The organism is Sphingomonas sp. PP-F2F-G114-C0414 (assembly GCF_003688595.1).
Taxonomy (GTDB): Bacteria; Pseudomonadota; Alphaproteobacteria; order Sphingomonadales; family Sphingomonadaceae; genus Sphingomonas.
In genome coordinates this window covers 473,644-487,489 of the sequence record NZ_RCWT01000011.1, presented here as the reverse complement: position 1 = coordinate 487,489, position 13,846 = coordinate 473,644, and the positions used below count along the sequence as shown (strand labels likewise).

The 13,846-nt window shown below is 67.2% G+C and carries 12 protein-coding genes; 8 read left to right on the top strand and 4 right to left on the bottom strand.

What is annotated here, in order from left to right; all coding sequences use genetic code 11:
* Positions 1-194: 194 nt before the first annotated feature.
* Entirely contained in the window at positions 195-869 is a 675-nt protein-coding gene (locus C8J47_RS11335) for a glutathione S-transferase family protein (protein ID WP_056054264.1), read from the top strand.
* Positions 856-1,203, top strand: a complete 348-nt coding sequence (locus tag C8J47_RS11330; RefSeq protein WP_121885724.1) for a tRNA-binding protein — start codon at positions 856-858, stop codon at positions 1,201-1,203. Before C8J47_RS11335 ends, C8J47_RS11330 begins: the two co-directional genes overlap by 14 nt.
* Before the next feature lie 148 nt (positions 1,204-1,351).
* Here the strand turns inward: C8J47_RS11330 and C8J47_RS11325 are convergent, their stop codons facing one another.
* Positions 1,352-2,026 carry an OmpA family protein gene (locus C8J47_RS11325; RefSeq protein ID WP_056063994.1) on the bottom strand — a complete coding sequence of 225 codons (675 nt, stop codon included), beginning with the start codon at positions 2,024-2,026 and terminating at the stop codon, positions 1,352-1,354.
* Between the two features lie 195 nt (positions 2,027-2,221).
* On the opposite strand from C8J47_RS11325, the gene C8J47_RS11320 reads away from it, so the two are divergent.
* Positions 2,222-3,523 carry a hemolysin family protein gene (locus C8J47_RS11320; RefSeq protein ID WP_060526238.1) on the top strand — a complete coding sequence of 434 codons (1,302 nt, stop codon included), beginning with the start codon at positions 2,222-2,224 and terminating at the stop codon, positions 3,521-3,523.
* Between the two features lie 55 nt (positions 3,524-3,578).
* Positions 3,579-5,111, top strand: a complete 1,533-nt coding sequence (locus C8J47_RS11315) for a hypothetical protein (RefSeq protein WP_259467495.1) — start codon at positions 3,579-3,581, stop codon at positions 5,109-5,111.
* Positions 5,112-5,139: 28 nt separating this feature from the next.
* On the opposite strand, the gene C8J47_RS11310 is transcribed toward C8J47_RS11315, so the two are convergent.
* Together C8J47_RS11310 and purD are read right to left on the bottom strand one after the other, a co-directional pair.
* Complete coding sequence (locus C8J47_RS11310; protein WP_121885723.1) at positions 5,140-5,910, bottom strand: hypothetical protein; 771 nt, start codon at positions 5,908-5,910, stop codon at positions 5,140-5,142.
* A gap of 200 nt (positions 5,911-6,110) precedes the next feature.
* Entirely contained in the window at positions 6,111-7,373 is a 1,263-nt protein-coding gene (purD, locus tag C8J47_RS11305; RefSeq protein WP_121885722.1) for a phosphoribosylamine--glycine ligase, read from the bottom strand.
* Between purD and xseA the strand changes: the two genes are divergently transcribed.
* From xseA to C8J47_RS11290, 3 genes are read left to right on the top strand one after another with little or no spacing between them, the layout of a single operon-like run.
* Positions 7,372-8,796: an exodeoxyribonuclease VII large subunit gene (gene xseA / locus C8J47_RS11300; RefSeq protein WP_121885721.1), complete on the top strand. Its 1,425-nt coding sequence runs from the start codon at positions 7,372-7,374 to the stop codon at positions 8,794-8,796. The genes purD and xseA overlap by 2 nt on opposite strands.
* 13 nt (positions 8,797-8,809) lie before the next feature.
* On the top strand, positions 8,810-9,010 hold the full coding sequence (locus C8J47_RS11295) for a DUF2093 domain-containing protein (protein ID WP_055881745.1): 201 nt from the start codon (positions 8,810-8,812) through the stop codon (positions 9,008-9,010).
* Positions 9,007-9,867 carry a M23 family metallopeptidase gene (locus tag C8J47_RS11290; RefSeq protein WP_121885720.1) on the top strand — a complete coding sequence of 287 codons (861 nt, stop codon included), beginning with the start codon at positions 9,007-9,009 and terminating at the stop codon, positions 9,865-9,867. The genes C8J47_RS11295 and C8J47_RS11290 overlap by 4 nt, the downstream gene beginning before the upstream one ends.
* Here C8J47_RS11290 and C8J47_RS11285 read toward each other — a convergent pair.
* The gene (locus tag C8J47_RS11285) at positions 9,864-10,385 is read right to left on the bottom strand and encodes a hypothetical protein (RefSeq protein WP_121885719.1); all 522 of its coding nucleotides are present in this window, start codon (positions 10,383-10,385) and stop codon (positions 9,864-9,866) included. The genes C8J47_RS11290 and C8J47_RS11285 overlap by 4 nt on opposite strands.
* Before the next feature lie 280 nt (positions 10,386-10,665).
* Between C8J47_RS11285 and C8J47_RS11280 the strand changes: the two genes are divergently transcribed.
* The gene (locus C8J47_RS11280; RefSeq protein ID WP_121885718.1) at positions 10,666-13,794 is read left to right on the top strand and encodes a TonB-dependent receptor domain-containing protein; all 3,129 of its coding nucleotides are present in this window, start codon (positions 10,666-10,668) and stop codon (positions 13,792-13,794) included.
* The last annotated feature ends 52 nt before the right edge of the window (positions 13,795-13,846 follow it).

Genomic DNA, 13,846 nt, shown 5'->3' with positions numbered 1-13,846 from the left:
GGGACGCGGAGCGGGTTTCGCCCGGAACGGGGTGCTTGCACTCCAACGCGCGTTGCAGAAACGCGGGCTTCGAGACAAGCGCAACACTTCTGCGCTCTCTGCGCCTCTGCGCGAAAAAATCTTATCGCCACAAACGCAGCCCCACCCAACCCGCGCTAGTGACACAGCCGCCCCCCACCGCCTAAACGGATGGCATGTGGCAGCTTTATCAATTCCCCCTGTGTCCCTTCTCGCGAAAGGTGCGCCTGCTGCTGGGCGAGAAGGGGGTCGGCTACGAACTGGTGCGCGAATCGCCCTGGGATCGCCGCGACGAGTTCATGGACATGAACCCCGCCGGCCAGACTCCGGTGATGGTCGACGCGTCGCGCGGCGTGGCGCCGCTGATCGATTCGATGGCGATCTGCGAATTCTTCGAGGAAACCGTCGAGAAGGCGGCGATGATCAACGGCACCGCGACCAACCGCGCCGAGATCCGCCGGCTGGTCACGTGGTTCGACACGCATTTCTACCGCGACGTCACCGGGCCGCTGCTCCACGAACGCATGGTCAAGCGCCTCGCGCACCGTACCGCGCCCGACGCGAAGGGCCTGCGCGAGGCGATGAAAGCCGCGGTCGGGCATCTCGATTATATGGATTACCTGCTCGATCACCGGAACTGGCTCGGCGGCGCGACGATGAGCCTCGCCGATCTGGCAGCGGCCGCGCAGATCTCCGTCACCGATTACCTCGGCGGAATCGACTGGAAGGGCCACGACCAGACCGCACGCTGGTATCGCGGGTTCAAGAGCCGCCCGAGCTTCCGCCCGCTGCTGTCCGAACGGATGGAACTGATCTCACCCCCGGCGCACTACGACAATGTCGATTTCTGAGGTGATCGCGTATCCGGACTTCGAGAAGGTCGACATCCGCGTTGGCACGATCGTCGAAGCGGAACCGTTTCCCGAAGCACGCAAACCCGCGATCAAGCTGCGGATCGATTTCGGCGACGAGATCGGCGTGAAGCGCTCGTCCGCGCAGATTACCGAGCATTATACGCCTGAGACTTTGGTCGGCCGCCAGGTCGCCGCGGTCGTCAACTTCCCGCCGCGCCAGATCGGCCCGATGATGTCCGAAGTCCTGACGCTCGGCTTCCCCGACGCGGACGGCAAGGTGGTGCTGATCTCGCCGACCGGACCGGTCCCGAACGGCGGGCGACTGTTCTGAACAATAATCCTCCCCCGCCGGGGGGAGGTGGCTGGCGCTTGCCAGTCGGGGGGGGGAGGAAAGCGAAACGGCTGTTCCGCGTCCTCCCCCTCCGTCACCTTCGGCGACACCTCCCCCTTGCAGGGGAGGATCAACCGAGGCCCAGCGCTTACTGGCGCAGGTCGTTCTGCGTGATCGGCACGATCTTCACCTCGACGCGACGGTTCGCTGCCCGTCCCGCATCGGTGTCGTTCGACGCGATCGGCTGCGTCTTGCCATAGCCGCGCGTACCGATGCGTGCCGCCTGCACGCCGTGACCCGACAGGTAATCCGCGACCGAGCGCGCACGACGCTCCGACAGCGTCTGGTTGTACGCGTCGCTGCCCGTCGAATCGGTATGCCCGTACACGTCGACATAGGTCTGGTTGTACTGCGACAGCGTGTCGGCAACCTGGTCGAGCGTCCGCTGGAACTGCGGCTGCACGTTGGCGCTGTCATACGCGAAGGTGATGCCCGACGGGATGTTGAGCACTAGGTCGTCACCCTGGCGGATCACCTGCACATCGGTGCCGGCAGTGCGCGCGCGCAGATCGCGCTCCTGCTTGTCCATGTACGCGCCGATGCCCGCACCCGCGAGACCACCGATGCCCGCGCCCAGCAGCTTCTCGGTCCGGTCATGCCGACCACCGACCACGTCGCCGAGCAGATAGCCGCCGAGCGCGCCGCCGATGCCGCCCAGCGCGGTCTTGGAAATCGTCTGGCGACCGGTCTCCGGATCGGTGGTGCAGCCGCTGGTGGCGATCAATGCTGCGATTGCAGCGCCTGCGAACATCTTGGTTTTCATAGATAATCTCCCTGAGACATGACGAATGACGGCTTCGTGCCCGATACGCCCGATAACCCGGTGTCGCGACGATTGTTCCGCCTGCGCACTGAACCGAGCCTGACCATCTTCGCGGTCCGATGTCGAGTATGCGCAAGCCAGTACGTAAGGACGGTTGTGCGACGGGCCGTTGTCCTGCAAAGAGCGCCTGAGCCAATGGCACCGCTTCCCCCCTTCCCCTGGATCGACGTCGCGATCATCCTCGCGCTCGTCGCGTTGAACGGCGTGTTCGCGATGAGCGAACTCGCGATCGTCTCCGCGCGGAAAGCGCGGCTCGAGGCAATGGCGCGCTCGGGCAAGAAGGGCGCGCGTGCCGCCCTCGTGCTCGCCGCCGACCCAGGCAAGTTCCTCTCGACCGTCCAGATCGGCATCACGCTGATCGGCATCCTCGCGGGTGCCTATTCGGGCTCGAGCCTGGGCATGCCGACCGCCGCGCGGTTGCAGGCCTGGGGGTTGTCCGCGTCGACCGCGGAGACCGCAGGGTTCGCGATCGTCATCGGCCTGACGACCTACGCGTCGCTGATCATCGGCGAGCTCGTGCCGAAACAGTTCGCGTTGCGCGCGCCCGAGGCGATCGCGTCGTTCATGGCACCCGTCATGCGCTGGCTCGCGATCGGCACCGCGCCGATCGTCTTGGTGCTCGATTCGACGAGTGCGCTGATCTTCCGCGCGCTTCGGCTCAACCGCGAATCGGAAGAGCACGTCACCGCCGAAGAACTCCACATGATCGTCGCCGAGGCGTCGAAGTCGGGGATCATCGAGGAGCATGAGCGCTCGATCATCTCGGGCGTCGTCCGCCTCGCGGATCGCCCGGTGCGCGAAGTGATGACGCCGCGCACCGAGATCGACTGGCTCGACTGCGATTGGGGCCCCGACGAGATCCGCGAGACGCTGCTCGCATCGCAGCACACCCGCCTGCCGGTCGGCGAAGGCTCGATCGACGCGGTCAAGGGCGTCGTCCAGGCGCGCGACATCGCCGCGGCGCTGTTCCGCGGCGAGCCGATCGACCTGCGCGCGCTGATGCGCAAAGCGCCCGTCGTGATCGACCAGATCGACGCGATGGACGCGCTGCTCGCGCTCCGTGAGGCCGAAGTGCCGATGGCGCTGATCCACGACGAATACGGCCATTTCGAAGGCATCGTCACGCCCGCCGACCTGCTCGCGGCGATCGCCGGCGAGTTCAAGTCGGACTCGGATCCCGACGACGCGCCTTCGGTTGTGGTCCGCGACGACGGTTCATTGCTGGTGGCAGGCACGATGGCGGCGGACTCGCTCGCCGACCGGCTCGGTATCGACCTGCCCGAGGACCGCGACTACGCGACCGTCGCCGGCCTCGCGCTGTCGGTGTTCCGTCACCTTCCCGGCGAGGGCGAAAGCTTCGTCGAACAGGGCTGGAAGTTCGAGATCGTCGACCTCGACGGTCGCCGCATCGACAAGTTGTTGGTGAGCCAGACCTGACCTGTTGGCGCGCCCGAACGCCGTCGGCGGGCCGCGGCGTCTGCGCGATCGAACCTTGAGCACCGGCATGGCAGGGCCGTCGGCAACCAAGCGGGCGCCAGTGATGGTGTACCGTCTCGCGATCCTCGTCGCGGTGGCGATCGCGACGCGGCTGATCACGCTCGGCAATCCGATCCTGTATACCGACGAGGAATTCTACTTCGCCGCGGGCCGCGCGATGATCGACGGCGCGCTGCCGTTCGTCGACATCTGGGACCGCAAGCCGATCGGCGTATTCCTGCTCTACGCGGTACCGGGCGCGCTGCCCTTTGCCGCGGGGATCTGGCTGTACCAGGCGATGGCGCTCGCCTGCGCCGCCGCCACCGCGGTGATCGTCGCGCGGCTCGCCGATGTCGCGGGCTGGACTCGCGGCGGGACGCTCGCGGGGATCGCCTATCTCGTCTGGATCACGATCGCCGGGGGGCAGGGCGGGCAGACCCCGGTCTTCTACAATCTGGCGATGGCGCTTGCCGTCTGGCTGATCGTCGATCGGCGCGGCGCCATGTTCTGGCGCGGGGCGGTCGCCATGCTGCTGGTCGGACTGGCGATCCAGATCAAATACACCGTTGCGCTCGAGGGGATGTATTTCGGGCTCTGGCTGATGTTCGACGATTGGCGGCGTACGCGAGAGACCCCCGTGCCGAAGATTGGGGCACGAAAGATCGGTGCCGTTCTCGGTCGCGGCGCAGTGCTCGCAGGTCTGGCGGTGCTGCCGACGATCGTCGCCGTCGCCGTCTATGCGCATCTCGGCGCGCTGGCCGCCTTCACCTTCGCGAACTTCGCATCGATCTTCGCCCGAAAGGCGGATCCGATCGCGGCCGAGCTGGCCAATCTCGCCAAAGCCGCCGCGATCCTGCTCCCGTTGCTGGCGATGGCGGCGGCAGGGCTGGCGACGGCGAAATCCCCGAAATCGCCTGCCGAGCGCCTCGCCGGATCGCGCGTTTTCCTGACCGGATGGCTGCTCGCCGCGCTGCTGGCGTTCGCGCTGCTGCCGCCGTGGACCGATCATTATACGTTGCCGGTGATGCTGCCCGCGTCGGTGATCGCGGCGGGGCTGCTCGCCCACCCGCGCGGGCGCGTCGTCGGGATCGTGCTCATCCTGCTCGCCGCGGTGGCGGGGCAGGCGTCCTTGGTGATCGATCGCCAGCGCCGCGGCACGCCCGCCCAGTTCGCCGCGCTCGTCCGCGCAGTCGGTCGCGGACCCGGCTGCCTCTACGTCTATTCGTCGTCGAGCATGATGTATCCCGCGACGGGGCGATGCGCGGTCTCGCGCTACGTCTTCCCCAGCCACCTGACGCGCACGCGCGAAACCGGCGCGATCGGCGTGGATCAGGGTGCGGAACTTGCCCGGATCTTCACCCGCGCGCCCGAGATCGTCGTGATGGGGCCGGCTTATGACGGCGAACGACCCGATATCCGCGCGGCCGCGGTTGCGCGTCTCGCGCGCGACTATCGATTGGCCGCGCAGATGCCGCTCGGGCGCAAGCGGGTCGCGGTCTATCGGCGTCGCATGCCGTCGACGCCCGGATACCGCCTACGCTTCGACTGAGGTGCGCGCGCCTGGTGTGGCGGCGCGATCAGAGCTTGCCGAACTTCGCCTCGAACCCGGCCTTGTCGCCCGCAGCCAGCAGGCGCGCCTGTTCGATCCACCGATCACGGCCCATGCGGCCGGTGAAGTTGCCGAGCTGGGCGTCGATCGACTGCGCCTCGCTCTCGGTCAACGCCGCCATCTGGTCGATCGTGGACACGCCGAGTTCGCCGAGCCGCGCCGCGACCTTGGGGCCGAGGCCCTTCAGCTGCGTCACCGGATCGCCGCCATAGGACTGGGCCGGGTCCGGTGCGCGCGTCTCGACCGGAGCGTCTTCGACCGGCAGCACCGCCGCGGGCACGGGTTCCACCGCCGGGTTCTCGTCCAACGGGGGCGGGGCGGGGATTGGGTCGGCGGCTGGACGGTCGGCCGTCTTCGGCAGCTCGTCGGCGCGCGCGACCGGGTTCGGCTCGGGGGCGCGACGTGCTGGCGACGCCGGTTCGGGCGGCGCGGCAACGCGAACGGGCTCAACCGGCTGCGCCTGCTTCTGCGTCTGCGTTTGGGAGGGTTCGGCGTCGCGCGCTTCGACCGTAGGTTTCGCCGAGACGGGCTCGGGGGGAACGCCCGCCTCTTCGGCGTTGGCGATCACGTCGTGTGCGGCCTTGGTGCGGCTGCGCTTGGCGCGGATGCCCCAGATCAGCCCGATCACCACGAGGATCGCCACCACGGCGATGATCGTGAAGTGGATCGCGGTCAGCGTGGCGATGCCATCGGGCAACAGGCTCAGGCCCGAGGCGGAGGTCGCGGAAGTTTCGTTCATTCCCATACCGTAGCGATGCGAGCGAAGGGCGGCGAGACCTAATTAGCTAGGCAGTCCTGTCGTCCGATCCTCCCCCGCAAGGGGGAGGTGTCGCCGAAGGTGACGGAGGGGGAGGATACGGAACCTTGGTTTCGCCTTCCTCCCCCTCCGTCTGGCAATTGCCAGCCACCTCCCCCTGGCGGGGGAGGATCAGGCGCGCATTACCCGCGCGCGATCTCGCGCCAGCCGATGTCGCGGCGGTAGAAGCCTTCCGCGAAATCGATCGCCTCGACCGCGCGGTAGGCGTTGGCCTGCGCCGTCGCGACGTCGTCGCCGGTCGCGGTTACCGCCAGTACGCGCCCGCCCGATGCGACCAGCCCGCCATCTTCCAGCCGGGTGCCTGCATGGAACACCGTACCGCCTGCGGCCCGCGCGGAATCCAGCCCTACGATCGCGCCGCCAGCCTTGGGAGTCCCCGGATACCCTTCTGCCGCCATCACCACCGTCAGGGCGGTCTCGTCGCTGAACTGCGCCGCCGGCATCTCGCCGAGCCGTCCTTCTGCGGTCGCCAGCATCGTCGCGAGCAGGTCGCCCTGGAAGCGCATCATCAGCACCTGCGTCTCGGGATCGCCGAACCGCGCGTTATATTCGATAAGCTTCGGCCCCTGCGGCGTCAGCATCAGCCCTGCGTACAGCACGCCGGAGAACGGCATGCCTTCCGCGGCCATCGCCGCCACCGTCGGCGCGACGATCTCGTCGATCGCGCGCTTCTCCAGCGCGGGTGTCAGCACGAGCGCCGGGCTGTACGCGCCCATTCCACCGGTGTTCGGGCCGGTATCGCCCTCGCCGACGCGCTTGTGATCCTGCGCGGAGCCGAACGGCATCAGCGACTCGCCGTCGGTCAGCACGAAGAGGCTCGCCTCCTCGCCTTCGAGGAATTCCTCGATCACCGCCTCGGCTTCCCCGTCGGCGAACAGCGCATCCAGCGCGGCATCGGCTTCGGCCGTGCTGAACGCGATGACCACGCCCTTCCCCGCAGCCAAGCCGTCCGCCTTGATGACGACCGGCAGCGAGAAAGTGCGGGCGAGCGCGATATCCGCCTCTTCGCGGGTCTTCACGCGGACATAGCCCGCGGTTGGAATGCCGGCGCGAAGGCACAGATCCTTGGTAAAGCCCTTCGACCCCTCCAGCTGCGCCGCCGCCTTCGAAGGCCCGAACACCGGAACGTCCGCCGCGCGCAGCGTGTCCGCGAGGCCGTCGACCAGCGGCGCCTCCGGCCCGATCACGACCAGCCCGACCTCATGCTCGCGCACGAACGCGACGACTGCGCTATGATCCGTCGCATCGAGCGGCACGAGCGTCGCAACGCGCGCGATCCCGGGGTTGCCCGGCGCGGCATACAGCGTATCGAGGCCGCGAGATTGCACCAGCTTCCACGCGAGCGCATGTTCGCGCCCCCCCGAGCCCAGCAGCAGGACGTTCATGCCCGATCCCTTTTCCGATGAATTGTCCAGCGACATGGGGCGGCTGGTAGCCGAGCCAGTCGCCGGCGACAACGCACTCGCCATGTCGGTCGGCGAACTCGCGTTCAAGCTGAAGCGGATGGTCGAAGGCGAATTCGGCCATGTCCGCCTGCGCGGCGAAATCTCGGGCTGGAAACGCGTCGCCTCCGGGCATTGCTACATGTCGTTGAAGGACGACCAGGCGGTGATCGACGGCGTCATCTGGAAGGGCAATGCGTCGAGCCTTGCCTTCGTGCCGCAGGACGGCATCGAGGTGATCGCCACCGGCAAGCTCACCACCTATCCCGGCCGCTCGAAATACCAGATCGTGATCGAGCGGATGGAACTGGCGGGTGCCGGCGCGCTGATGGCGCTGCTTGATAAGCTGAAGGCGAAGCTCGCGGGCGAGGGGCTGTTCGACGGCACGCGGAAGAAGCGCCTGCCGTTCATGCCGAAGGTGATCGGCGTCGTCACTTCGGGCACCGGCGCGGTGATCCGCGACATCCTTCACCGCCTCGAGGATCGCTGCCCGACGCACGTCATCGTCTGGCCGGTGAAGGTGCAGGGCGAGGGCTCCGCCGCCGAGATCGCCGCCGCGGTCCGCGGGTTCGACGCGATTCAGCCCGGCGGCCCGGTGCCGCGCCCCGACCTCGTGATCGTCGCGCGCGGCGGTGGCTCGGTCGAGGATCTGTGGTCGTTCAATGAGGAGGTCGTCGTCCGCGCGGTCGCGGCCTGCACGATCCCGATCATCTCCGCGGTGGGGCATGAGACCGACACCACCTTGTGCGATTTCGCCGCCGATCTGCGCGCGCCGACGCCGACCGCCGCGGCCGAGATCGCCGTGCCGGTGCTCGCCGACCTGCGGCTGACGATCGACAGTCACCGCAACCGCACCGAGCGCTGTGCGCGCCGTCATGTCGAGCGTGGGCGCGAGCGGCTCGACGCACTGGCGCGGTTGCTGCCGAAGCGCGACCAGTTGCTCGGGCCGCAACGCCAGCGCGCGGACGACTTCGGCCAGCGGCTCGACCGCGGCCTCGAACGTCGCCTGACCCTCGCGCGCGGCAGTCTCGATCGTTCGGGGGCGGCACTCCGTCCCGCCACGCTGGAGCGCAAACTCGAAGCGAAACGCGCACAGCTCGACGCAACCTGGCGCCTCGTCCAGTCGCTCAACCCCGACGCGATCCTCGACCGCGGCTATGCGCGCGTCACCGCCCGCCCCGGCGGTGAGACGCTCGCGTCCGCCACGTCGGCGCGCGACGCGGGGACGCTCACGCTCCATTTCCGCGACGGCGTGGTGGACGCGGTGACGGACACTGGCCTTGAGCGTCCCGCCGCCAAAACCTATGCTGCCCCCAAGGCAAAGCCCGCGCCCGACGCGGCGCCGCGCCAGCCGACCCTGCTGTAAAAGAAGACCCGCCATGCTGATGTCCAACTCCGACCGCGCCGCGCGCCTGCACTATATGGCCAACGGTTTCCGCGTGCTCAGCCCCGGCGACCACGTCGCCTGCGCCGCGACCGGTCACCGCATCGCGCTCGAGGATCTGCGCTACTGGAGCGTCGCGCGCCAGGAAGCCTACGCCACCGCCGCCGCCGCCAGCGAAGCGATGGCGCCACGATGATCCGCGCGGCGGCGCTCGTCTTGCTGGCAGCAACGACCGCGACCGCGCAGCAAGCGCCGCCCCCAAGTGCCGCGAACCCGTCCACATTCCGCTGGACCGGCACGCTCAGCCAGGGCGGGCTGATCCTCGGCACCGCCCCCGCCGGCGCGCGCACCGTCACGCTGAACGGCAAGCCGATCACGTTGGCCCCAGACGGCCGCTTCGTCGCCGGCTTCGATCGCGATGCGGGGCCACAAGCGTCACTCACGGCAACCTTGGCCGACGGTCGCATCGTTACGCAAAGTCTCACGATCGCGCCCAGAGCCTGGCGGATCGAGCGGCTCGACACGCTCCCCAAATTCCCTGCACCGGACCCCGTGTTCGCCAAGCTCCGCCCACCCGAACTCGCCCAGATCGTCGCCGCCCGCGCCCGCACTACCGACGCCCAGGGCTGGCGGCAGTCCTTCGTCTGGCCAGCGACCGGCCGCATCTCGGGCCTGTTCGGATCGCAGCGCGTCTACAAGGGCGAACCCGGCAGCTATCATTCAGGCACCGACGTCGCGATCCCGACCGGCACGATCGTCACCGCGCCCGCCGACGGCGTCGTGATCCTCGCCGCCGATCACCCCTTCACGCTGGAGGGCAATCTGCTGATGCTCGACCACGGCATGGGCCTCAACAGCGCGTTCCTGCACCTGTCGCGGATCAACGTGAAGCCCGGTGACCATGTCCGCCAGGGCCAGCCGATCGGCGCCTCCGGCATGACCGGCCGCGCCACCGGTGCGCACCTCCACTGGGCGCTACGCTGGAACGACGCCAAGCTCGACCCGATGCTGGTAACGGGGCCGATGCTGGTGACAGGTCCGATGCGCCCTTAGTTCTGGCGTTTGGCCTTCACGCCGGGTTGCGCGCCGACGCTCAAGCGGAAGCTGCCGAGCGCGGCGCGCTTGATGATCACCTTGTCGTTCGCGCGTGGGCGGCGGGCGATGATATTGTCGTCGGTCTGCGTCCAGCGCGCGCCATCCGCCATGACGAAGCTCCAATGCCCCGCGCCATCGACCGCAGCGCTCGTCAGCGTCGTTTCGATCTGCGGCAAATCGTCGCTGCCGAACAGGCCGAGGTTCGGAAGGCTGATCCCGAACAGGTTTCGTTTCGTCTCGCGGACCTGTTGCTGGTCGACCACGACGACCGCCTGGCTGCGCTCGGCGACGTCCAGCGCGGCGACCGATGCGTCGAAGCATTTCAGTCGCGCGGCGGATTCTGCAATCGCGCGACACTGCGTTACCGCCACCAACAGCGGCGCGCGCTCGGTCTTGCGCGGCTTTGCCCCCGCCGTTGCCGGTCCAGCCGACGTGACCAACAGTCCCGATGCCACCACAATCGCCGCGATCCGCATATCTACTCATCCCCTTGCCTGCCCCGGAATAGGCCGGCGCGGGGAGGGCGGCAAGGACGCGCCGACGCTCCCGCTGTCGCACGCAAATGCAGCATCGGGGCGGGTTGTTGCTATTTGGTGACATCCGCCGCGCAATGCGACGCATCCAGGCCCATTTGTAACTTTCTTTTGGACAACAGGGTCCGGTCTTGCGACATCGCGCGCAGCGGCGACCACGCGGTCGCACAATGGATCGTATCGGGCGGAAACATTCGCCGATTCAAAAGGGATCAAGATAACCATGCGCAACCACATGTTCCGCGACTGCCTGATGGCGTCGACAATGATCGCAGGCGCGATCGTCGCTCTGCCAGCTTTCGCGCAGACCACGCCGGCACCGGCTCCCGCGCCGCAGGGCACGACCAGCGACGACGGTGCCGCCGCGACGACCCCGGCAGTCTCCAACACGCCGAGCCAGGACCCCGCCGCTGCGGGTACGGCCCAGGGTGGCGACATCGTCGTGACCGGTTCGCGCATCTCCAACCCGAACCTGACCTCGGCGAGCCCGATCACCGTCGTCAACGCAGCAGACATCAAGCTGCGCGGCGCGACGCGTATCGAAGACGTGCTGAACAGCCTGCCGTCGGCCTTCGCGTCGCAGACCTCGTCGGTGTCGAACGGTTCGACCGGCACCGCGACGATCAACCTTCGCAACCTCGGTGAATCGCGCACGCTGGTGCTGGTCAATGGCCGCCGCCTGATGCCGGGCAACCCGTCGTCGAGCAGCACGGCCAGCGCAGCGGCCGACGTCAACATGATCCCGACGTCGTTGCTCAAGCGCGTCGACGTGCTGACCGGCGGCGCTGGTACGGTCTATGGTTCGGACGCAATCGCCGGCGTCGTCAACTTCGTGCTCGATACCGATTACGAGGGTTTCAGCATCGATACCTCGGGCGGCATCTACAACCACAATAACGACAGCGCGCGTTTCAAGGCGCTGAACACCGCACGCGGCTATCCGGCGCCGACCGGCCAGTCGTTCGACGGTACGCAGTTCGATATCAACTTCAAGGTCGGCGCGGGTACCAGCGACGGTCGCGGCCATGTCGTCGGCTACGGCGGCTACCGCAAGATCGGTGCGATCCTGCAGGGTTCGCGCGACTACAGCTCGTGCGGTTTCAATACCCCGGGCGCCGGTGGCAACGACTATGTCTGCGGCGGTTCGACCACGGCAGCGCCAGCGAACTTCTCGCTCGGCGATTCAGTCGTCAACGGCGCAGCAAGCGGCCTGCAGCAGCAGTACACGCTGAACGGCGCAGGTGCGCTGACCCCCGGTCGTACGCTCTACAACGCCAACCCGCTGAACTATTACCAGCGTCCCGATACGCGTTACACCGCGGGCTTCCTGGCCAACTACGAAGTCAGCAGTGCGTTCAAGCCGTATGCCGAGTTCATGTTCATGGACGATCGCTCGGTTGCGCAGATCGCCCCGTCGGGTGACTTCAGCAACACTGACACCCTGAACAGCAACAACCCGTTCCTGTCGGCGGCGCAGCAGGCGACCTTCTTCCGCAACACGAACCTCAAGCGGGATGCCAACGGCAACGTCATCAACCTGACCAACCCCGACGGCACGCAGTATCAGCAGGCGAACGTCACGATCGGTCGTCGCAACGTCGAAGGCGGCGGTCGCCAGGCGGATCTCCGTCACACGCAGTACCGTTACGTCCTCGGCGCCCGCGGCGACATCGACAAGGGCATCTCGTACGAGGCGTACGGCCAGTTCGGCAGCACCGTGTTCAACCAGGTGTATCGCAACGAATTCTCGATCGCGCGGACCACGCGTGCGCTCGATGCGATCACCGACACGCGTCCCGGCTCGGCGACGCTCGGTCAGGCGGTCTGCCGCTCGGTCGTCGACGGTACCGATCCGAGCTGCGTCCCGCTGAACATCTTCGGCGCGGCAGGGATCACGCCGGCGGCACTGGGCTACGTCCAGACCCCTGGTTTCCAGTCGGGCGAGAACAAGGAAAAGGTCGTCAACGCGTCGATGACCTTCCGGGGTGGTGAGTACGGCGTCCAGTCGCCGTACGCGAGCGAGGGCATCGCGCTGAACGTCGGTGGCGAGTACCGCAAGGAGTCGCTGAGCCTCGAAGTCGACAACGGCTTCCTGAGCGGCGATCTCGCCGGCCAGGGCGGCGCGACGTTGCCGATCCGTGGCAGCTACGACGTCAAGGAAGCGTTCAGCGAACTCATCGTCCCGCTCGTCAGCGGTCGCCCGTTCTTCAACGAACTGACCGTCAGCGGCGGCTACCGCTATGCGAGCTACAGCACCGCAGGGTCGGCAAGCTCGTACAAGGGTGAACTGGTCTGGGCGCCGATCTCGGACATCCGCTTCCGTGGCGGCTACAATCGTGCGGTTCGTGCGCCGAACACGCAGGAATTGTTTGCCCAGCAGTCGGTCCAGATCGACGGTGCGACCGATCCTTGCGCAGGTCTGGCCGTCAACGGTCTGGTCAACGGCAACACGGCGGCACAGTGCGCCCGTGCAGGTGTCCCTGCAAACCGCTTCGGTCTGGTCCAGGACAACCCTTCGGAGCAGTATAACGGCCTGGTCGGTGGCAACCCGAACCTGAAGCCCGAAAAGGCCGACACGGTCACCATCGGCGCCATCCTGCGTCCGTCGTTCCTGCCGGGCTTCAACCTGTCGGTCGATGGCTTCCGGATCAAGCTGAACGATCGCATCGGTACCATCGGTGCCGACACGATCATCGCACAGTGCATCGCGACGGGTCAGCAGAGCTTCTGCGGGGCGATCAACCGCGACGCCAACGGCACGCTGTTCCAGGGCACGAACGGGTTCATCGTCGATACCAACGTCAACGCCGGTTCGCTGTTGACGCAGGGCATCGAGACGTCGGCTGGCTACACGTTCCGTTCGGACAGCATCGGCACGATCGGGCTCTCGTTCAACGGCACGTATGTCGACAAGTTCACCTCCGACAAGGCTGGGGCGAAGTTCGATTGCGCAGGTCTGTTCGGCGCACAGTGCGGCTATCCGATGTCCAAGTGGCGTCACCAGGCGCGCATCTCGCTGAACACCCCGAACGGCATCGGCTTCTCGGGTAACTGGCGTTACCTGTCGGCGACGAAGTTCGAGCGCACCAGCAGCGATTCCGATCTCAGCGGTCCGTTCTTCGTCCGTGATGCCCGCGTGAAGGCGCAGAGCTACTTCGATCTCGCCGCAACGGTGCGTGTCGAGGACAAGTTCACCTTCCGCATGGGTGCCAACAACGTGTTCGACAAGACGCCGCCGATCCTCAGCGCGACGGCATCGCCGATCGGTTCGTTCGGTAACGGCAACACCTATCCCGGCATCTACGACGCTGTCGGTCGCTACCTGTTCGTCGGTCTGACCATCGACATGTAAACGATCCTTCGGGACCAAGAAAAAAGGGCGGCAGATCATCGATCTGCCGCCC

Excerpts from the sequence above, each read along its gene's own strand:
- C8J47_RS11335 (WP_056054264.1), top strand. The coding sequence starts at position 195 with ATGTGGCAGCTTTATCAATTCCCCCTGTGTCCCTTCTCGCGAAAGGTG.
- C8J47_RS11330 (WP_121885724.1), top strand. The coding sequence starts at position 856 with ATGTCGATTTCTGAGGTGATCGCGTATCCGGACTTCGAGAAGGTCGAC.
- C8J47_RS11325 (WP_056063994.1), bottom strand. The coding sequence starts at position 2,026 with ATGAAAACCAAGATGTTCGCAGGCGCTGCAATCGCAGCATTGATCGCC.
- C8J47_RS11320 (WP_060526238.1), top strand. The coding sequence starts at position 2,222 with ATGGCACCGCTTCCCCCCTTCCCCTGGATCGACGTCGCGATCATCCTC.
- C8J47_RS11310 (WP_121885723.1), bottom strand. The coding sequence starts at position 5,910 with ATGAACGAAACTTCCGCGACCTCCGCCTCGGGCCTGAGCCTGTTGCCC.
- xseA (WP_121885721.1), top strand. The coding sequence starts at position 7,372 with ATGCCCGATCCCTTTTCCGATGAATTGTCCAGCGACATGGGGCGGCTG.
- purD (WP_121885722.1), bottom strand. The coding sequence starts at position 7,373 with ATGAACGTCCTGCTGCTGGGCTCGGGGGGGCGCGAACATGCGCTCGCG.
- C8J47_RS11295 (WP_055881745.1), top strand. The coding sequence starts at position 8,810 with ATGCTGATGTCCAACTCCGACCGCGCCGCGCGCCTGCACTATATGGCC.
- C8J47_RS11290 (WP_121885720.1), top strand. The coding sequence starts at position 9,007 with ATGATCCGCGCGGCGGCGCTCGTCTTGCTGGCAGCAACGACCGCGACC.
- C8J47_RS11285 (WP_121885719.1), bottom strand. The coding sequence starts at position 10,385 with ATGCGGATCGCGGCGATTGTGGTGGCATCGGGACTGTTGGTCACGTCG.
- C8J47_RS11280 (WP_121885718.1), top strand. The coding sequence starts at position 10,666 with ATGCGCAACCACATGTTCCGCGACTGCCTGATGGCGTCGACAATGATC.